We start from the raw sequence: 21168 nt of genomic DNA on the forward strand, positions 1-21168 counted from the left end.
GAAGTTTAGCATATTTTGCTCCCGGGGCCGACAGTGAATTCACGCGGTAATCCGGGAAGCGCGCTCTTCACAGTCGAAAATCGTCCACTGTGACTTGTATCCGCGCGTCATTCCACCGTGGGAAGATCCAGTAGGGAGGCATCCGGCGCCGCCCCAGAGTCCGGGCCGGGACCTTTGTAGAGTTGCTGGAAGAGACGGTTTTTTTTACTGGTGAGCGGGCCGGTCTCGGCGGGATTGGACAATGCTTCGGCCAGCATATTCATCTTGGCATCGATATCGTCGGCATAATGGACCAAATACGCCTCGGGGGTCATGGGGGGCTTGGGCGAGCCCCACTCGGGCAGCCGTTGATGCGAAAGGATGATGTGCTCTAGCCGCAACTGCAAATCGGCGGGCAAGGAAAACTCCACCGCGGCGTCGCGGACCAGATCGCGCCCCTGGACCATATGGCCAATGAGCGCCCCCGCGGACGTGTACTGCGCCCCTTGGGGGGTTAGCTCGATTTCTTGCAATTTACCGATATCATGCAACACCGCTCCGGCCACGACCAGTTCGACGCGTAGCCGGGGAATCAGTTCGCTGTAATAGGCGTCGTATTTTTCCGCCAGATAGACCGCGGTGCGCGTGACGCTTACCACATGTTCTAAAAACCCCCCCACGTAGGCATGGTGATTCTTGGTCGCGGCGGGCAAGGCCAGCAACGCCGTTTGATGGCGTTGGAGCAGGGCCAACGTGAGGTCGCGTAAGGCGGGCGTGGTGACTTTTTCACGCACGAGGTCACACAACTCGGCGAACATTCGCTCGCTATTAAATCGCGAGCGGGGGATGCACATCCACGGATCAAAGCCATCCTGGCGGTCCTTGTCCGTAACAGGACGCAGTTTTTGGATATCGAGTTGCGGACCATAGGCGGTTTCTTTATAGGTCGCCCGCAATTTATAGTGCATGCCTGGCTGCCAGTGATCACGGCAGTTGGCGTAAAAGGCGGAGTCCGCCCACAAGGGAAAGCTGACTTCGCGGCGCGCGTCGCGAAAGGTGACTTTGTAATAGGGTTTGTGGTCGCGGGTGGTAAGCAGCTCCTTGGCCGTGAGCAGGGCAAAGCAATCCGCCTCTTGGCCGGGCATAAAATCCGCCAGCGGCAATAAAGGAAAGAGCGCGGCGGCCATGGGGGAATGATCTTAGTAAAGACTAAAGTAAAGATTGAAGGGACCACGACACGCCGCTGATTGTAATTTACACAAAATTACAACCCTCGTGCTGTGTCAAAGTTAAACATTCGAGTTAGGCAAATCAACCGCTAGGCACTAGCCCACGGTTTTTGACGCTTCAACCCGGGGCTACCGTCCTACGGCTCATCTGATAGCGAATCGTTGACAGTGCCGTAGACGGCCAAAAAATAATTTAGCTCTAACCGCCCTCCTACCTTATCCGCAGCTCGTACGGTAGCATGACCGCCGGTTTGCTGAGTCCGCGTTGTAAAAGCGGCAGCCGCCGTAACGTGGCCAAGGCGTCGCGCACTTCCACCGGCACGGTTGAATGGAGCGTTGTTTGCACGCCCAAAAGGCCACCCAACCCTCCCAGGGGATTCCCCCCCTCGGGCAGGTAGATGCGGGGGAGTTTTTCCTCGGCGGGGATCTTCGCCAGTTTGCGGGCCTCCGCTACGGCGTCTTCCAGCGTCCCCAGTTGATCCACCAGCTTATTGACCACCGCCTGGCGGCCGGTAAAGACCCGCCCACCCGCCAGTTCCTCCAGTTGTTTGAGTTCCAATTTGCGTCCCTCGGCGGCTTTGGCGGTAAATTGTTGATAGGTGTCCCGCATCATTTTGAGGAAGGCGTTCTTTTCCGAGTCACTCATCGGAGCAAAGGTGGATTCCAAACCGCTATTGCGCCCCCGGCTGATGACTTCCGTCTTAACGCCAAATTTTTCCAGCGCGCCCCCTAGGGCAATCTTGCCGCCGACCACGCCAATTGAGCCGGTCAGGGTGCCCGGCTCGGCCAGCACCCGATCCGCCCCCATCGCGATGTAGTATCCGCCGCTGGCCGCCGTGTCCCCCATGCTAGCCACGACCGGTTTTTGGCATTGGGTGACGGTGCGCCAGATGACATCGCTGGCCAGGGCCGATCCGCCGGGACTGTCGATGCGCAGGACAATCGCCACCACATCGGGGTTTTTATCGGCGTCGGTCAGGGCTTTGCACAAGGTGTCGGAGCCGACCGTTTCGCCGTTCATCAGGCTGACGCCGCTTTTGCCATCGACAATCGCCCCAATGGCATAGACCACGGCGATTTTCTTTCCCTTGGCGGTGGATTTCTTCTTATCTCCGCCGCCGCTAAGCAATTCCATCATTTTCAGCATTCCCCCGATGCCGGAAAAATCGATTTCCTCCCGCTTGGCCGCGCCGTAATTAGGTAGGATTTTCAATTCGCCTTCGGGCTTGAGTTTGGCCAACTCGGCCCGCACTTCGTCCTCGTAGGCCAGTCGATCGATCAGTCCTGCGGCCAGGGCCTCCCGCCCGGTCAGTAGTCCCTCATCGATTAAGTCCCGCACCTTGCCCCGTTCTAGTTTGCGGTCGACGGAGATTTGCTCAATCATTTGCTGAAACATATCCTCGCACAACGTTTCCATTTTGCTGCGCAATTCGGGACTCATGCTGTTGCGGGTGTACGGTTCTCCGGTCCCCTTAAAATCCCCGACCTGCAGCATGTCGGCCTGCACCCCGTATTTATCAAAAATGTCCTTATAAAATTGCAGCTCCATCCGCACGCCCAAGAGTGACAAGTTTCCTTCCGGCAAGAGGAAGACCTTGTCGCAGGCGCTGGCCAATAGATAGTCCGATTTATCGCCGTTTTTGAGGAACGCGTAAATCGGCTTCCCCGCGCGGCGCACGCGTTGGATCGCGCCACGCAGTTCCTCGCGGCGGGCGGCGCCCAGCGACGTCCCATCCAGTTCGAGCAGGATTCCCGCCAGTTCGGCGTCCGCAGCCGCTTTTTCCAGGCGGTTGATGACTGTTTGAATGGTGTCGCTGGTATCGCTAAAAAGCGACTCGGTCTCGACTCCTTCGGGAATATCGCCCGCTAGTTTAAACCCCGCGATCTTGATCGTGGGGGGATCGGCCTTTTTGGCGGGCTTAGCTTCATTGGGCTTGGTTTCGGTAGGCTTGGTGTCGGCGGGCTTGGCCGGTTCAGCGGGTATATTGTCACTGGCGGGCTTGGTCTCCGCGGGTTGAGGCTCATTTTTTTGGTCCGCAGGCTTGTCGGCTGCCACTTGCGCGGCGGCTTCCACGGGGGTCGCTTCCTTGGCGTTGGTCGCGGAGGCGGGTTCGTCCGCGGCATGCGTAATGCCACCCAAGAGACCACCAAGTCCCCACACACAAATGATCGCAAATCCAATTCGTCGTGACATCTGTTGACCAACTCCCGATAGTAAAACTTGAGTCCCCATGAATGCCGAATGCACCACAATAATTCTAAAACCCGCTTTCGACGGCCGCGCTTTGGTAAAGGGGCTGGTGGCGGTAGTACACTTCCAAGGTTAAGGTTGCCAGCACGGTATTAAACAGCCGGCCCCCTTCATCCCCGTGCTGATTGGGAAAATACCAACTCCCCGCCGCATGTCCGGTCTTTACCTGCTGTGCCAGCAAATATTCCCGCATGCGCGGATTCCATCGCTGCCAGGCGTGTCCGCCATGATGCATCAGCACCTGCGTCGCATAATAGTTATAGTACATATCCGCCGGCGCGGGTCCAGTCTTTTCCAGGGCCGCAATTCCCCGCACAAGCGCCGGATGGTCCTGTTTCCAGCCTAAATACATCCGCGACAGCAGGCCAACCGCCGTGGTCGAATCCCGCCGCTGGGGGGATTTATAGCCATACCCCGCCCCCTGGTCGACTTGCACGCTATCCAAAAATTTATTGACTTGATGGAAAACCGGTGAAGGAACCTCCAGGCCCGCCATTTGTGCGCTTTTTAGAGCCATGAGCTGCCAGCCGGTTACCGTCAAATCCCCGGGTGCCCCCGGCGTGTAACGCCATCCCCCTCCCTGGCGATCTTGCGCATAAATCACAAACTGAATCGCCCGTTCCGCATAGCCCCGTAGCGTGGCGTCACCCGTCAGGGCATACGCCTCGCACAGGGTGATCGCCGCCATTCCTTGGGCGTACATGGTTCCCTCTTGCAAATCGCCTCCATGCGGCGTGACCAACATTCGGCTGCCTAGGTAATAAAGTCCGTTATTGATTACTTTGGCATATTTGCCATCCAAGTGATTGTAGTTTGCGCCGTAAAAGGCCAAAAGCGCAAGCGATGTGGCGGCGGTGGTGCTGGCGTGCGTGCCGGGATTTGCACAAGTCCCGTCGCACGCCCCGTCCGTATGATCAAACCGCCAACTGCCATCGGGGCGCTGGTGATTGGCCAGCCAAGCTAGCGCCAACTCCACGGCGGATTCGCTCTCCGCGGTTGCTCCCACTTCCCGCGCGCGTTGGCGACGCTCGGCCCGGCCAGCGCCGCTGAGACCACCTAGGATTGATTCTTGGCCGGTTCCACTGGTTGCGGCCGCGCCAGGGGGCTTTACCGTCACATCTCCGGTTGGCGGAGGCTGATCCAAGGAATACAAATCCGTCCGTGTGATCAGCGGTGTTTCCCAACCCGCTAGATCCTGCCTTCCCGGTAGTTCCATTCCCACCAACGGGTCCGCGGTGGTGGGATCATCCTCCGGGGTGGGCGTTAAAGAAAGCTTGGCCGTGTCCAGGGGTTCCGTCTCGGATTGGATCGAAATATCGAGGGTGCGGGGCAACGGAGTTTCTTGTGCAATCGTCCACCACATGGCCAAGGCAATCAACAACGCCATGTGTACCGCGGCACTGCTAAGCCCACTGGCAAGTAATTGCCCCGTGGAATCATTCACCCAACGTTGCCATCGCGACCCGGCGGTCGGGCTAGGGGGGGGATTATTTTGGGCGGGAGTGGAAAACGAGCCGAGACTTTCCCCGCGAGGAACATCAGGCACCTTTGCCGCGAGACTTGCCCCTAGTTGCACCAAATCCAGTCCCACCTCAAGGGGACTGCTTTCGTCTGGCTTATCGCTCGAAACAGCGGTAGCCGTGGCGGTAACAGAATGAAGGGTAGCCTGGGACATGCCACGAACTCCTAGAAATTCAATCTAGGAATACTGGATAAAGAGCTTTGGGAAAAAAGCGGCGATTTTCCCTAACTCTTGATTGTACCACAGACTACATGTCAAAACCTCCCATTTTACCCGTCTTAACCCATTCCGCGCATGAAAAAGCCGGTAAATAGGATTTTACCGGCTTAAATTAGATCCCTTACCCGTCATCCGCGCTTCCAAACCAACTGCAAGCAAACCCGACGGAATGCCCATGGAGTTACTTAGCGACCGCGGTTCAGTTGATTAAAGTAATGGGAAAAATACATAAATTGCGTATCATGGCCGGTCGCGCGGATGTCATTTGACCCGCGAGCCGACAAAGGGGAGCGATTATTGACCTGCTGGGCACGTTGCAACTGGCGGATTTGATCTTCTTGCCGACGAAGATTCGCCTGCTGATCCAATTGTGGGCGGACCAGCGTAAAATAATTGGAAACGCCCGGTACGTTTTGATTCAGCAAGTTCAAGTAAGGGCTTAATTGCGGGCGCTGTGGGGTCACATTGGAAAATGGCTTTTGCGCCGAAGCCAGGGTTGCCATATTGCCCAAAATGACCACTGCCAGAATTGAACTACCTAAAAGTCGGAAAAATCGCATGACGAACCTCATTTCCGTGGTTATGGCTAGTGACGAGGGTAACTGTCACTGCTAGGCCGGTCTTTCACACCAAATTATACGGTGATCCCCCCCGGGGGGTGCAAGCAAAACAAAAAATAATTTTAAGTCGTTATTTGGTCTGTGGTTGTGTAAATGTATCCCCCGGCCAGGATCAATTCAGCAACTCCGACTAGCGACTGCGGAAGCCCCCGGGAAACCGTTGTAGGGCACCGGTCGTGTTAAATCCGAGCAAGGTAAAGCCCAGGATCCGTTCAAAGGGATTGATAAGCTTATTGATAAACGTGTTGGAAGCTTGCAAATGATCTTCCTCGATGAACAGGCGATCGCCAGGGAGTATCTGGTAGTTGGTCGCTGTCCGCCCTCCCGCGACAATCCCCTCATAATCCACGGGTAAGATTGTATCGCAACCGTCCCCCGCCGGAGTCGGCCGGGCGATCCAGAGGGTCTTGCTGGAAAACTGAGAGATCCCGTTAATCTGCACGATGGCATCTAACACCCGTTCGTTTCCCGTGATCGGAAATTTTTGAATGTTATCGCCATTACCCGCGCCAGCGGTGATGACGTAATAGCTTTTGCTAGCATAAGAAAAGATATCCAGGGAAACCTGCGGGTTTTCTAGATAATTCTCCAAATGCTCTTCTATCCGTTGTTTCGCCTCGGGAATTGTCAGGCCCGTCACACCCACGGTCCCATAGGTTCCCAGGTTAACTTTGCCATCGGGTCCGACCTGGTGGGTGCCGGTAATTTGCTGTAAACCGGCGGATTCCGCCAGCGAAAGAGAGACTTGTGGGTCGCGCAGGGTGCGGCGCAGGTAACGCTCGACCACTTCCGAGGCTTCCTCCACGGGCAAACCGGCAATGGTAACCTTGCCATAGGTGGGGCCTAGCTGCACGGCACCGCTGTGATCGATAAAAAACTGACCGCCGATCGGACTGTCGGGCAATGTCCCCTGCACATTGATTTGCACGGAATCGAGTGGTTGCAGGCGATACGGAGACTTAGGAATGATCCGCACCACCTCGATGGTCAAGACATCCGGGGGTTCAATGGTGTATCGGGGGAGGGATAACATGTCCAGTTCCCGCCCTATGGGAATCGCCGCATGGTCATTGTCTAAAATTGGCCCTTGCAGTGGCGGCGGCGGAGTTTCCCGAAACTGCGCGCAGCCCGAGATTGCCACTATAAGCAGCCAGGAGCCAACAATCAGCTTGATGCAGCACCAATTCCGCATGGGCGTATACCTAAACAGGGAGTTGCCAACAGCACCGACTCCGCCCAGATTCGCGCAATTCGGAGTGCTGACAGAATCCAATTTGTCGTTACAGTTTGTATAATCGGCAAACTCAACCAAAATAATTCAACCGATCCGACAAAATCAGCCGGGAAATTCCGCCTAATTTTCCTATTTTTGTCTGTTAGAATTCTTTTAAGACCGTCAGCGTCCGTTGACGACCGGGGGTTGCAAAATAGAATGAGGCTTGCTAGCGAGAGGGAGGCGGGGCGTGTTCCCCGTTTGGCGGAAAGAAATCCTGGCTGAGATTTCTTAGTCTCTTAATGGATGAGCGACAGAGAGGATTCGCTAGGGGAGAGCGGGGCTGGGTGGCCAGGAGGCGTAACACGTGGACTGTTGGGCGTTCACCGGTTAGGTTTTTGCAAAGATAAAACAGACGGCACTGGCTTTTGTGCATTTTTATTTGCAAATAACCCGCTGAACAGAGCAGCCCCACAGTCCAGCACTACCCAACAATTAACTTTTCCTGTTAAGCCCGGGATATGCCAGTTTACGACTGGTTTATCCTCGACGACTTCCCACGCATCTTTTTTGCCTATTTCAATTTATGGGGAAAGGTAATTAGACAGTGCTGTCTATTTACACCCTGAATGAAAGGTAGACTGGGAGGGGGAGGGTTGCTTCTTAGCCCGGGGGGCGTGGTGGGAGGCGACGGGATAGAGAAGCCGGGATTTTGAACTTTTCCGTGGGAAAAGCGTATTGGATCAAGCGAGCATGAACGGGGATTTGCCCCCCACGGAGATTGCAACATTTGACCTTTGGCTGTCCTGAAGTCCCCTGGGGAGGGGAAATACCATGAAGCGTTTAAATTGGATTTTGGCGGTTTCGTTGTTGGCGGTCCTGGGGTTATTGACCACGGGCGTGGTTTTTTTACACGGATTTCAACAAGAACGTAACGCTAAAAACTGGTATGACGATGCCGTTACGCTGCATGCCGAAAAGAAATACGGCGAAGCGGACAAAAGCCTTTCCCGCTATATCAATTTGCGCGATGACGACCTCGAGGCCAAAGAATTTTTGGTCAAAATTCGTAAAGCCCGCTTTGAGGCCGAACCTTCCCGCGGATCGTTTAGCGCGTATCTCAAATCGCTTAACAAAGCCCTGGAAAAAATCGACAACAAACCCGAACTGCGGCGCGATTACGTAAAAATGCTGCTGCTCAGCCGCGATGTTACCCAGGCTGAAACCCAGATCAACCTGCTGGAACAAAAGAAACAACTGAATTCCGAGGATTTGCTGTACAAAGCCGAGATTTTGCGTTTAAAGGGAAACATACTAGGCTCGGGGGAAATTTTTGCGCAATTAGTGGGCCTGGACCTCAAGACGGGCGAATTCAACGCCGAGGTTTCCGCAGCTTGGAAAGACAAGCCCGAAGTCTACCTGCAGCTAGCCCGGATTATTGCCAAGGAAAAAAGCGATGACGCCCTGGCCGAAAAGGTCATTAACGAATTGCAGACCCGCCACGGTAAAGATGCCAAGGCGCTTTATCAGGCTTATCAGTATTGGTTGTACAGTGGCAAAGCCGAAGGCATGACCAAGGCGCGCGAACTGGCCCAAGCCGGCCATGCCCTCGATCCGGACAACGTGGATTTTTTATTCGCGAAGGTTCAATGGTTGCTGCAAGATCGCAAAATGGAGGAAGCGGAGTCGCTCGCCCGCGCTATCCGCGAGAAAGCCCCCGAAAACATCAACGCCTATGCCTTGCACGCGGAATTATTGTATCGCCAGAACAAGCGGGATTCCGCCAATATTGTGATAACCGAAGGGCTCAAGCGCGAGCCTGAAAACTTGCAATTGTTGGAAATGCAGCTCAATCTCATGCTGCTCCCCCCGGCCAACCTCAAAGAGGCCCGCGCGATCATGGGGACCATTCGCAAGGTTTCATCGGTCGGCCTGGACCGCCTGCAACTGTTTGAAGGGACGCTGTTGGGCATGGAGGGCAAATGGCCCGAAGCCCGCGACACCCTTTTGGCCGCGCGAAAAAAACTTAGCAATCCGGTTGATCTGAACCGGGCGGATTTGTGGATCGCCCGCAGTTACGAACGCTTGGGCGAGCTGGACTTGGCTAAAAAGTACTATGAACAGGCCAAAAACGGCGATCCCAATAACATTGAAACCCGCCTGGCCCTGGCGGCATTATACCTTCGCGCCGGAAAGCTCAGCTCCGCTCGCGAGGAATATGAAATCGTCGCCGCCAATACCAATAAGGAATTTTTATACCGCCATCCCCAATTATGGCGGCCGCTATTGGATATGCGGGTGAGCGACCAACTGGAAAAGCCCGCCGAACAGCGCGATTGGACGCTGGTTGACAAAATGGTCGAAGAGATCGAAGCGCAGCCCGACGATATCGTCAATCAACAGGACAAACTGGCCATTCGCAGCGCGATCATGAGCCGCCAGGGAAAGCAGGACACAGCGCTTAGTTCCATACGCCAGGCGCGCGACGCTAATCCCCAAAACGTCGCCTTGTGGTCCACCTGGGTGGATGTGGCTTCCCGCACCAGCGAACCCAATGAGATCCTCAAGGAACTGCAAACCGCTCCCCCGGAGGTGCAGACCTCCTTGCCCATGGTGCAAATCCAGGCGTTTTTATATACGCGGTTGGGGGGAGACGAGGCCCTAACCGGCATGCGGGGTTTGCTGGAAAAAGCGGCCAAGCTGAAAAACGATGAAGGCATCCTGGTCTATATGTTTGTCGCCGAAAATCTGCAGCGGATTGGCAAAAGAGACGACGCCAAACAAGTCATTCTGGAGGCCAAGGGCAAATACCCCAACGACCTGCGCCCCTATAACGCCTTGCTATCGATTGCCCGGGATGAATCCGATGTCGCCAGCATGGAAAAAATGGCCGAAGAAGTGCGTAAAATCGCCGGCAATAATTCCACCAGCGATTTATCCGTCCAGGCGCAGATCATCTTGACGACGTTGCGCAGGGACCTGAAAGCGCGGATGACCCCCGAACAAACCACCATGCCTCCCCTGACCGACGCGGAAAAAGCCCAACTGGATAAAGCCCAGGTGCTGGCCGAAAAGCTGGCCAAAATGCGTCCCGAATGGCAAGAGCCTAACAAGTTGCTGGCGGATATCGCGGGATTTAACAATGACGCCACGACCATGATCGCGCAGTTGCAACAGTCGGCCCGCAAGGGAGATCTGGACTACAACCGCACCCGCCAGTTGACCACATTGCTGATTAGCACGGGCCGCGTGGACGAGGCGGATGAAATTCTCGAGCGGATGACGGGCCGGTTGGACGGCACATTGCAAAAAATCCAATTTGAGATTCATCTGCGCAAAAATCGCCTGGACCAGGCCCAGGCCCTCTTGGAAAAGATGCGTCCCGCCGAGGACGCCAGCCTTGCCGATCAACTGTGGTACGGGCAATCGCTGCTCAGGATCAAACAACCTTCCCAGGCGACCGATATTTTGCGTATTGTGGTAAATCGCGATCCCAGCTTGCTAGAAGGCTGGTTTTTGCTGGTCAATAGCCTGCTGCAAGAAAACAAGAAAGCGGAAATCCCGGCCTTGATTGAGGAAATTCGCAGCAAGGCCCCCGCCGAAACGCGCGACCTGATCGCCGCCCAATGCGCCGAACGGGCCGAACTCCCCCTTGATCAAATTCAAGAGATGTACGCCACGGCCATTGCCAACCAGCCTGATAACTTGTCGCTGCGCCGGCAATTGGTGGGCTATTATGTCCGTTCAAAAAACAACGCCACGGCGATCGCCGAGCTGGATAAAATCGTCGCCAAATTGGCCCAGCAGCCCGATTCCAAGGAAAAAACCGATTTGCAAGAATGGGCCCGCCGCTCGCGGGTGGTGGCGTTGGTCTCGCAAGGGGATATTGATTATCAGAAATTCTTGGAGACGGAAAAATCACTGGCGGTGGGGGATGACAAATCGCTTCCCCTGCCAGACCTGCTCTTGCGGATCGCGCTATTGGCTGGCCGCGAAGAACCAATCCACATGCGGCAGGCGATACGCTTGTTCGAGGAACTTGCTTCCCGGCAACCCCTGGCCACGGTCGAACTGCTCACCCTGGCCAAGCTGCAAAGCCGGGTCGGCAACCAAGACCGGGCGAGGGAACTGATGTTGGAACTTTTAAGCAAACCCAATCCCGAACCGACTTGGAGCTTGCAATTTGCCGAAATGCTGGTGCAGAGCGAAAAATATCGCGAGGCCGAGCCGTATCTTAACAAATTCATCGAAAGCTACACCGACCCCGCCCAACGCGACGCCGCCCGCAAGCATCCCTTGGCGGTGTCGTTAAAGGCCACGATCCTGGTCAAGACCAAGCGGGAAACCCTGGGGGCGGATTATGTGGTGGAATCCCTGGGGACACGCCCGCTGCGCGTCAGCGAGGCGCCCCGGCTAAAGCTGGCCGCGAGGTTGCTTGAGGATCTGGAGCAAATCAACGCCGCCGAGGCGCTCTATAAGGAATTTGCCGATATGAATGACGAAGGCAAAATCCTCCAAGGCCGTTTTATCGCTCGCTACCGCGACTTTGACCAGGGAATGAAGCAACTAGATGAGTTGGCCGCCAATCCCGCCCTGACTCCCATGGTGATTGTCCAGGCGATTAATGTTCTGCGCTACAGACAGGCGGAAATGACCCGGGACAAGCTGGAACCCTATTACCAAATGTTGGCCAAATGGTACCGCAACTTTAGCGAGGGGAAGGAACAAACCCCGCAAGTCATGGCGGTGTTGGCCGAAATTCGCGAAATTCGCGGAGAACTAAACGAAGCGGCGGAGCTTTATCGCCAGTTGATCAATCTCAAATCCGATGCCGTGACCGAGCAAACCCGCGCCGTCATGAAAAATAACCTGGCCTATGTGTTGACGATTCAAGGCAAGCCCGAAAATCTGACCGAGGCCAAAAAAGTCATCAACGAAGCCATCGACTACATGGGCCCCCAGTCGGACTTGATGGACACGCAGGGAACGGTTGACCTGTTTGCCGGAGACCTGGACGCCGCCAAGGCTAAATTTCAAGACGCCGTTTTGCAGCCGTCTGGTGTCAAATATTACCACTTGGCCGTCACCCACTTTAAGCTAGGCGAAATTCCCGCTGCCAAGGCCGCCCTGAGCCAGGCCATGAACTTTAACTTTAAGGCGCGTGACATGCACGCCGCCGAGCGTACCATGTACAATGAAATGATTCTGGGATTGAAAGCCGCGGATAACCAACAAGCATCCCGGCAATAAGCCGCTTGCTGTTTTTCCCGCTACGATGGGGATTCAATCATCGGGGTTAATACAGTTCCGCTAACGCGGACCACGATTTTCCCACCTCCCCTCAAAACAGCACCTAGGGGTCGAATTTTTTCCCCACAATTGGGCACCCCTAAATAGGCCTGAATTATTACGTTGGGCGAGTTGACGGGACATTTCTCGCGGTGGATTTCCCCCCCGATTGCCCCGGCTTTCACAATCCGATATGCTGATGGTGTCCATTGGTTTTTCCAAGTCCTCCTGAAAAGGACTTTTCCTGCCGCACATCATTCGCCGGGAGCCACCCTTATGTCGTACACTTTGCCCCCTCTGCCGTATGCCTATAACGCCCTCGAGCCGCACATTGATGCCAAAACGATGGAAATCCACCATACCAAGCATCATCAGGCCTACATCAATAATCTAAACAACGCCATCAAGGATACCGACCTGGGGAACCAACCCATCGAGGAGCTGGTTGCTAAAATCGACGCCGTGCCTGAAAACATTCGCACCGTCGTCCGCAACAATGGGGGCGGACACGCCAACCATTCGCTCTTTTGGACAATCATGGGTCCCGGTAAAGGGGGAGCCCCCACCGGTCCCATGGGCGTGCTGGCCGACGCCATCAGCAAGGATTTAGGGGGCTTTGAGGCCTTCAAAGAAGCCTTTACCAAGGCCGCCACGACCCGTTTTGGCAGCGGTTGGGCTTGGCTATCCGTCGATAAAACAGGAAAATTGGTCGTGGAAAGCACGCCCAACCAGGATAGCCCGCTCATGCATGGTAACACGCCGATATTGGGCCTGGACGTGTGGGAACACGCGTATTACCTGAACTACCAGAACCGCCGTCCCGACTATATTGCTGCTTTTTACAACGTGATTGACTGGGGCGCGGTGACCGAGCGTTATAACAAGGCCAAGGGTTAAAGGGCCAATCTATCCCGATTCCGCGTAACCCCCCGTCCTTTCAAGACTTCTCATGTCCGACGCGTCAAATTGGGTGAATTCACCGGATGTTCATGAAAAACTGCTAGAGAATTTTAGCGCGGTACTCCCTCTCCCTTTGGGAGAGGGCCGGGGTGAGGTAATCTACCACAACGCGGTTGAGTCACCTGGTATTAACCAAACAATGCTGGGTGCCTTCACAATTGCTATCCGCGCTACGTTTAGCTAAAAAGCGTTTTACTCCCCCGGCAGGTCCGCAATCTTGACGCTTTTAAACTCCCCCCGATGCCGTTTGGCCAGTTCGGGCAGGTTGGGTCCGGTGGGACGCTCGCCAGTAAACTGAATGACGTGAATCTTAGCCCCGCCGGCGTTGAGTTTTTCCAGTTGGTCCAGGTCCGCGGCGGCCAGGTCATCGGTCGCGTCGCCGTCCGTCAATAAAAAGATCACATCCGGCCGATACTGCAGCGCCAGGCGGAGCGCGTCGTAGTGGTTGGTCGCTCCCTCCGGCTCGATGGAGGTGACAAATTTTTCGGCTGCGGCCTTGTTCTGGTCGTTGGCAAAGATCAGCTTGCCCCGCTCGCCCCCCGGCTGAAAGAATCGCGGCTCCTGGTTGTAAAATATAATGTAAAACTGATGCACCTTGCCCAGGGGTGCCAGGCTTTTGAGCAATTCCGCCTGGGCGGCGCGGATGGGGCGGTTTTTGGGGCTGCCCATGCTGGCGGAGCGGTCGAACACATAGACAAACTTGGCCCCTTCGTCCTCGATGCCAAAGACCGACGTGCGGACAAAGCCCAGTTGGCTGACCGGGGCCGTGGTGGGTTGCCCGGACTTGGTTTCCGTCGGGTCCGCCCCGCCTAGGAGATCGCGGGCGGATTTTTGCAAATCGGCCTCGGAGGCAGGCGGCGGGGGGTACGCAGGTGTGGGTGGCTCCGCGGCGGGGAGTGCTGTGGTAAGGGCCAAGCACGTGCAGGCGATGCAAAAGGTTAGAATGGATTTACAGGATTTTGCCATTATCGCAACTTCGCGGTTAAGCAATAGGGACTGAAAAAGGCAGACAGCGCGTAAATTCGTCGATGCAATTTCATCATACCATAAACAATTTCTACAGACCCTCTTTGGCATTTTTTTGAGACCAACAGCATTTTACATTTTAAAGAATTTTTTGCCTTTCTTGCTGTTATTGCGGCTGAAATGGCTATTTTGCGGCATGAATGTTTTGCGGCTAATCCACGATCCGCAGCTTCATTTCGTCGCTGTTGCCCCGTAGTTCGGGGGCGTACATGGCGCTGGCCCGCGCGGGGAGCGCGCTAAACTGCCCCGGAATTTCCGCCCGCAGGCGATACGCCACCGAATGTTTCCCGCGGGCCAGCGTGCGGATAAAAAAGCACACTCGACTGTCGCGGAATTCGACATACGCCCCCATCGCATTGCCATTGTAGCCGCTGCGGACCTCGACTGTTTCGGTCCCGGCCGCTTTGAGATCCTCAAACAGCAGATACTCGTAGTCGTTCTTAGAGTCGATTTCCAGTTCGACCTCTAGCAGGTCGCCGCTTTTCACCTCGGAGAGGTTTTCCAGTTCGATCCGCTTGTACTTTTCGACCTTTTGTTTGATTGCCTGGCCGCGGCTGCCGCTCACGGCGACTTGCTTATCCTCGGGTTCCAGTCGATAAAACTTGCGGTTGACTTTGACTTCTAGCCCCGCGCGGGTGATAAAGTCCTCCAGGGTAAAGTTGCTCACGTAGGCATTGTAGTATAGCGGCCCCGTGCCGCTCTTGCGCAGTTCCAGCTTGTGTTCACCGGTGGTGACGGCGTCGCCGGTCAGGACCAGCGTGTTATCCACGGTAAACAAATCCTGGGCGGTGATTTTGACTTGCTTGTATTGTTTACCATCCAGCCAGACCTCGACGATCATATCGGGCTGGTCCTCGCCGCTGGCCTTCATAAAGTCCGCCAAGGCCTCAATCGCATAGGCCGTGTCGCGCGTGCTATTCCAATAAGTCGCGTGCTTGCGGTTGTTCAGCAGGTACTTGACCAGCTTGGGGGCCAGCTCTCCTTTGGGATCGGTCGCACTGAGTAGCTTTAAATAAAACGCGTGCGCCTCGATTTCGCTCCCATACCAGTTCCACCACCAATTGTCCTGAGGCAGTTTGAGGTAGGCGGTTTGATTTTCGTCATCGACCACCACAAATTGCGAGATGTTTTGCAGGATCATCGCCAACTTTTCTTTTTCGGCCTGTTTGTGCAGGGCCAGGCCAAACAGCGCCTTGGCATAGACGGCCAGATTCGTCCGGTCGCGGTACAAGTAATCGCACATCGCCTGATCCTTGACATCGGCATCGGCCAGGACCATATACACCAGCGCGTCCAGGTTGTCCGCCTGGTCTTTCCACCGCAGATTGTTCGGATTCCCCTTGTTTTTGCGGACTTCGTCCCCATTCTTGAGCCATTGAACTTGTTCCGTCTGGTAATTCTTGAGCCATTCCACTCCCTTCTCCAGCATTCCCGGCACGAGCGCCACTTCATTCGCCTGGGCGATTTGCAAACCATGCACCACCACCGCCGTGGTGTGGGGCCAGCTATGCTCGCCAAAGCCGCTAAACCAGCCCCAGCCGCCGTCGCTTAGTTGCATTTCGGTCAGGCGCTGCACGCCGTCCCGGACCATGCTACGCACTTCCTCCTCATCAAAGACCGGGTTCCGCTCAAACCGCTGCCACTGGGCGGCGCGTTTCATCGGATCGCCGATTTCCTGGGCGTTCAGATTCGTTCGCTTTTGCTGGATCGCCTTGAGGTCCAGGCCCATGCGCTGCAAGATGCGCTGCGTGATGACCGTGGGTAAAAAGCGATTGAGTGTTTGCTCGGTGCAGCCATATGGGTAATCGACCATAAACGGCAAGGCATCGACGCACGCTCCCGCCAGCGTCGGTGAGAACCGCACTTCCAGGCGGCTTTGTTCTGGACGGCGTTCGGCGGGAACCTTAAACGTCACCAACCCTTTTTCATCTTGGGGTCGCAGCATCCCGCTAAAGCTGTCCATCTTTAACATGCCGTGGATATACACGGGGAATTTTTGCTCCATGGCGTCGCTATCTTCATCGGTCAAGGCCGACATTCGGACCACGGCTTCTCCTTCGCCCGTGACCTTCACCCGCCAATCGACGCGCTGCTCGCCCCCGGCGGGAATTTCGATCACGGTTTCAAGCGTCGGGGTCGTGTTGGAGGCCAACGGTTTCTCCACCAGTTTGAGCAGATTCCCCGGCAAGTCCAGCTTGACCGTCACTTGCTTGGCGGTCTTTAAGTAATTATGCACATTCGCGGACAGCACCACCTCGTCGGTATCCACAAAGAACCGCGGCGCCTGCAACCGCACAATCACGTCCTTATTGGTCGTAACGATCGTTTCCCCCTGGCCGACGCGCGTTCCTACGCCCAAGCTCCAGGCGCGGACTTTCCAACCGGTCAGATTTTCGGGCATGGTGAGTTCGACTTCCGCCGTACCGTCCTTGGCCGTAGTGAGGGCCCCCACCCAAAGCGCGGTATCGGCAAAGTTGGACCGGATCGTGGGCGTGACATTTGGCCCGGGAGCGGGGCCGACGCCACCACCTGTATCCGCGGCGGCAAGGCTGGTGGCTTCGGACTTTAGGGCATCCATCGGCGCGGCGGCTCCAAAGGCCTCGCTAGCGCCTTCCGCGCCCGGTGCCGCGGCCATGGGAGCGGCTAGGGCATTGCCATCGCGCAGGGCAAAAGCCGCTTTGGCCAGTCCGGGCCGACCGCCTCTCATCCGCCCCGCCATCCCCGCCTTACGGGTATTTAGAAATGCTTCTTGCGTGATATTGCCAAAAGCGCCGATCTGGGCCATCAGGATTTCATTTGTCTTGCCTATCGCGTAGGAAATTTGTTGTAGGCTATGCTCGGTCTGGGGGTGGTGGTGCCGCCGCCATTTCCAAAAGAATTCTTTGATCTCGGGCACATTGCTGCCGCCGCTGATGTACTCGACCGCTTTGTCGTAAATGCTGACCACCGTGCTGCCGACAAACGCCTCGCCTGTGTGGTCGGTCAATCTGATTTTGACGGTTGCTTTTTGTCCTGGTTTATATACTTCGGCGGAAGGTGTTAGTGCCACATTCAAGATCCGTTTTTCCGGCGGAAGGACAATTTCGCGTACTTCAGTGTGTACCTGGGCACCGCTGACGGTCAGGGCCTCGACAAAGAAGTTGGGCATATCTTTTAAGGTGACAGGTATCTCCACGATCGTGCTTTTTCCCTGGATGCGCAGGACTTGGGGCGGCAAATAGACGCCATTAGTTGGTCGCACAAACAAGTAGACCGTGCTATCCGCCTGGTCGGTGTTGACCTGCAGCTTGACCGTGTCCCCAGGATGGTATTCCTGCAGGTCGGGGATCAGTTCCAGATGCTCAAAGCGGTACTTCGCGCTGTCAAATTGCGGGCCGACAATTGTAAAGATGTACGCCCCCTCAACGGTGTGATTCGCGCTATCGGTCACACGGAAAGAGAGGCGATATTGCCCCGGCGCGCCGGCCTTGATCTGTTGGCGGGCGCTGCCATCCTCACCGGTGTTGAGGTTCCACAACTCGGCTCGCTCCTCGGTCGGTTTGCCATCCTTGTCATAGCTAATCCGATAAAGCGCCAATTCCCCTTTTCCCTGGACTGGCTTATTGGACAGTGTTTGCGCCATAAAGTGGGCATCAATCGTGTCCCCCGTGCGATAGTAGCCGCGCGTAAGCCATGTTGTAACCTCGAACGGTTTACGGGCGACGATAACTTCTCCCGCACCCACAATCACGCGCCGTGATTCGTCCACCACTTCGGCGGTGATGCTGTAGCGATGATCCTGGTCAGAGTGCAGCTCCTTGGCGAGCGCGGTGTCGATTTCGATCTTAAAAACGCCGTCCGCGGGAAGTTCCGCCGTGGCGTCTAGCACCACTTCGGGCGGAGCGCTCGGCCGAAACCACCAGATTTGTACGGGCCGCATGCAGCCCCAGCGGTGCCAGCCGGGATACCAGTCATAATCGTACGCAAACCACCAATATCCCCGCCCAAACAGCCAATCCCACGGTCCCGGCGGATACCAACGATCCGTAAACGGCGAGCGCAGCACTTTGTACTTGATTTTTCCTTTGGCCACGGGCGCGCCAAAGTAATATTTGGCCTGCACGGTGGCGGTGATCTTCTCGCCCAGGCGGACTGGCTCGGTCGGGGCCGCGACGGTGACCTCGAATTCCGGCTTTTTGTATTCTTCCACGCGGAAACTTCCCCCGCCATGCCCCACCAAAAATATCTGATACATGCCTAAGGGGGCGTCGGCGGGCAATTCGTACTCCCCCAGCACGCCGCCGTACTCATCAGAGGCGATCGGTTTTTCTAATACTTTTTCCCCTTTAGGATTATGGATTTCCACCATTAAATTTTGGTTAGCAAACGGGCTATGATCATCCGGCAAGTCGTATTTCGCGTGGCCGATCCAAAATTTGAAATTCACTTTTTGAGCGGGCCGATAGACGGGTCGGTCGGTGATGGTAAAGACCTTGGTTTGATCGTATTGCTCGTCATGCCGCGCGCCGTACCAGACATTGGTAAAGCCCAGGTAAGCTAGCCGTCCGGCGTCGGTCCGGGCCATGATGAGCCATTGAAAATCCTGCGGCATTTTGCCCGCCCCCAGCATAAGTTGCCCGTCGGCGTCGCTAAATTCGGCAAAATTTCGCAGGTTAAAGGTAAACTGGTTATTCCCCGTGTGTTGCTGTTGAAAGCCCAGAAACTCCACATTGGCCTTGGGAATGGGTTTACCGGTCACGGCGTCCAACACCAAATACAGATTTCGCCCCTCGAGTTGCTTTTTAATGATAACGGTGTCCTGTAGCCAGATGATGATCCGCGTTTCGTTGCCATCTGCCAGTTTGGCGGTTAGCAGGTAGGCACCCGCTTTTTTCAGAGGTGTTTCCACGGTGATCCGCGAATCCCAGTGGTTATCCGCGGGTTTTAGTTCCAAATCCCACTGGGCTACCTGCTCTCCCACATATTTGGCGAAATTGGCATTGACCAGTTGGTAGCCGATGTCTCCGACGTTGATCTGCTGCCAGTCCACTTGGTTGGGCCGGGTGCGTAAATAGGCCCGCACATCGGTAAGGAGCTGGTCAATTTTGATCGCCTTGGCCGTGAAGGCGACTTTCTTCGCATTGCGAAAGGTAAAGTCGATCGTGGCGGCCTCTCCGGCCGGCTGGGTGAGATTATTTTCAAACCGGCCCCAGTTTTTGATGATTTGATCGAGCCGTTTTTGGCGGTAATTATCATGGCCAGCGCCAATATCCTTGATCGCGGCTTGCCAGACTTCGGCCGCCGCCGGGAACTGACGGCGATTTTCAAAGACTCCTGCCAGGGCGTCATACGCCTGATCGGCCATCCCCCCGGCCTTGTTTTCGATAATTTGGCGGAAGATTTTGATGTAGTTAAACTCATCCGGCAGTTCAAACCGCTTGACCCCGGTGGCCAATTTGGCCAGGGTCTCGGTTTCCTTCAGCGTATGGACGGCAAACGGCCCATCGGCCACGTCCTGGCGTTTACGGATATCTTCGCTGCCATCGTCCCAGGCCTCGACTGCTGCGCGGGGCGCATAAAAATCAAATTGTGCCAGCGTTTGCTCGCCGTACAACGTCTGGCAAAATTGGGCCATCGCCCAGCGGGCGCGATTGAGCGCGGCGGGGTCGCTTTCCACCGCCATAGTTAATGCCCAACGCCAGCGTTCGCCATCGTTGGCGGCCGCTTCCCAGGTTTTGGGGCTGGCATAAAACAACGGGTTCCCTTCGGCATCGACCGCCGCCCCGCCAGCGGTATTTCCTCCATAAAAATTCTGCGACTCATAATCCGGCAACGTGGACAGGTCGCTGAGCATTTGAAAATGCCAATATTGCCCATGCAGGGGATGTTGTTGCAGCGTTTGTGCCAAGTCCCAGTAAAATTGCGATCTGGACGGGGCGTCCGCTTCCGCGGCGACATGGGGGAGGGCTTGCTGCAAAAGTTGCAGCGCCCGCACGTAGTCGCGGTTGGCGGAGCTGGTCCATTCTCCCCCGCCACGATGATGCCCGCGCTCAAACTTGCCGGCGATGGTAAAGCCAAAGTGGTTTCCCTGCGCATAAGTGCGAGCCGCCATTTGCAAAAATCGCCAGTCCTGCGGGCGCAATTTAATCGCCTGCTCCCGCAATTCGTCCAGTTCGTTATCCCGTGCCAGTTGTTGCAGGCAGGAGACCGCCATTTGCAGGTCCTCGCCAGCGGGCGCGCCTGTTTGTTGGGGGTCAAGCAGCAATCCCTTATATTTGCCAAAGGCTTCATTGTAGTTTCCTTCGCCAAACAGCCGCTTGGCCACGGCGCGGGGGTCGCTATCATTGGCCGGTGGTTTTTCGGCCAGGAGCGTCCAGGTTGTTCCCAGCATCACCAATAACGCACCTAAACCATAACCCAAAATGAGACTTCGCATAAATTCAGTCGCCTGGTATCTTTGTGACTTTTTGTTACAAAACTGTTAGGGGGGAGAAATTAGCCCCAGCCGCATTGCATTTTTGAGGGCGGCTATTCCCTCAACACCGCGCCTTCTCCCTAGCATGGGCGATGTTGGACGATTCTGGCTAGGGAAAAGTTCCGGCATTTTTATAAAAAAACTCTCCTTCCCGCGGAAGCTCGACCTAAAGCTTGACGGGCCAGGAAGTTCGGCGTCATAATCGCGAACATCTCCCGCTTTTTCGTGTCACTGGTCATTGCGCTTTTTAGGTACGCAAAATTCTATTTCCCCAAAGGTTTGCCTCCATTGAACCACCCACAGTCGTTGCCCAGCGACCCTTGCGGTCAGTTCAGTGTTGTCCCGCGAAAACCGCGGCGTGCGGGATACCGGAGGGGAGGTGTCGCCGGGGGGGGAAATAGCGGAC

Annotated in this window: 9 protein-coding genes; 2 read left to right on the forward strand and 7 right to left on the reverse strand. The window is 55.7% G+C overall.

Features of this window, described 5'->3' with window-relative positions:
* Positions 1–107: 107 nt before the first annotated feature.
* The 5 genes from SFX18_18570 to SFX18_18590 form a co-directional block, all read right to left on the reverse strand.
* Positions 108–1166 carry an HD domain-containing protein gene (locus SFX18_18570; protein ID MDX1965155.1) on the reverse strand — a complete coding sequence of 353 codons (1059 nt, stop codon included), beginning with the start codon at positions 1164–1166 and terminating at the stop codon, positions 108–110.
* A gap of 253 nt (positions 1167–1419) precedes the next feature.
* Positions 1420–3402, reverse strand: a complete 1983-nt coding sequence (sppA, locus tag SFX18_18575; protein ID MDX1965156.1) for a signal peptide peptidase SppA — start codon at positions 3400–3402, stop codon at positions 1420–1422.
* A 64-nt stretch (positions 3403–3466) separates the two neighbouring features.
* Positions 3467–5134 carry a prenyltransferase/squalene oxidase repeat-containing protein gene (locus SFX18_18580; protein MDX1965157.1) on the reverse strand — a complete coding sequence of 556 codons (1668 nt, stop codon included), beginning with the start codon at positions 5132–5134 and terminating at the stop codon, positions 3467–3469.
* Positions 5135–5385: 251 nt separating this feature from the next.
* Positions 5386–5760, reverse strand: coding sequence for a hypothetical protein (locus SFX18_18585; GenBank protein MDX1965158.1), 375 nt, complete (start codon positions 5758–5760; stop codon positions 5386–5388).
* Between the two features lie 190 nt (positions 5761–5950).
* On the reverse strand, positions 5951–7012 hold the full coding sequence (locus SFX18_18590) for a polysaccharide biosynthesis/export family protein (GenBank protein ID MDX1965159.1): 1062 nt from the start codon (positions 7010–7012) through the stop codon (positions 5951–5953).
* Between the two features lie 855 nt (positions 7013–7867).
* Between SFX18_18590 and SFX18_18595 the strand changes: the two genes are divergently transcribed.
* Both SFX18_18595 and SFX18_18600 read left to right on the forward strand, forming a co-directional pair.
* Positions 7868–12283, forward strand: coding sequence for a hypothetical protein (locus tag SFX18_18595; protein MDX1965160.1), 4416 nt, complete (start codon positions 7868–7870; stop codon positions 12281–12283).
* 315 nt (positions 12284–12598) lie between these two features.
* A complete protein-coding gene (locus tag SFX18_18600; GenBank protein MDX1965161.1) occupies positions 12599–13219 on the forward strand; it encodes a superoxide dismutase in 621 nt (206 codons plus the stop codon).
* A 255-nt stretch (positions 13220–13474) separates the two neighbouring features.
* Here the strand turns inward: SFX18_18600 and SFX18_18605 are convergent, their stop codons facing one another.
* The gene (locus SFX18_18605; GenBank protein MDX1965162.1) at positions 13475–14248 is read right to left on the reverse strand and encodes a hypothetical protein; all 774 of its coding nucleotides are present in this window, start codon (positions 14246–14248) and stop codon (positions 13475–13477) included.
* 211 nt (positions 14249–14459) lie between these two features.
* Entirely contained in the window at positions 14460–20723 is a 6264-nt protein-coding gene (locus tag SFX18_18610) for an MG2 domain-containing protein (protein MDX1965163.1), read from the reverse strand.
* Between the last annotated feature and the right edge of the window lie 445 nt (positions 20724–21168).

It is taken from the genome of Pirellulales bacterium, assembly GCA_033762255.1.
Lineage (GTDB): Bacteria > Planctomycetota > Planctomycetia > Pirellulales > JALHPA01 > JANRLT01.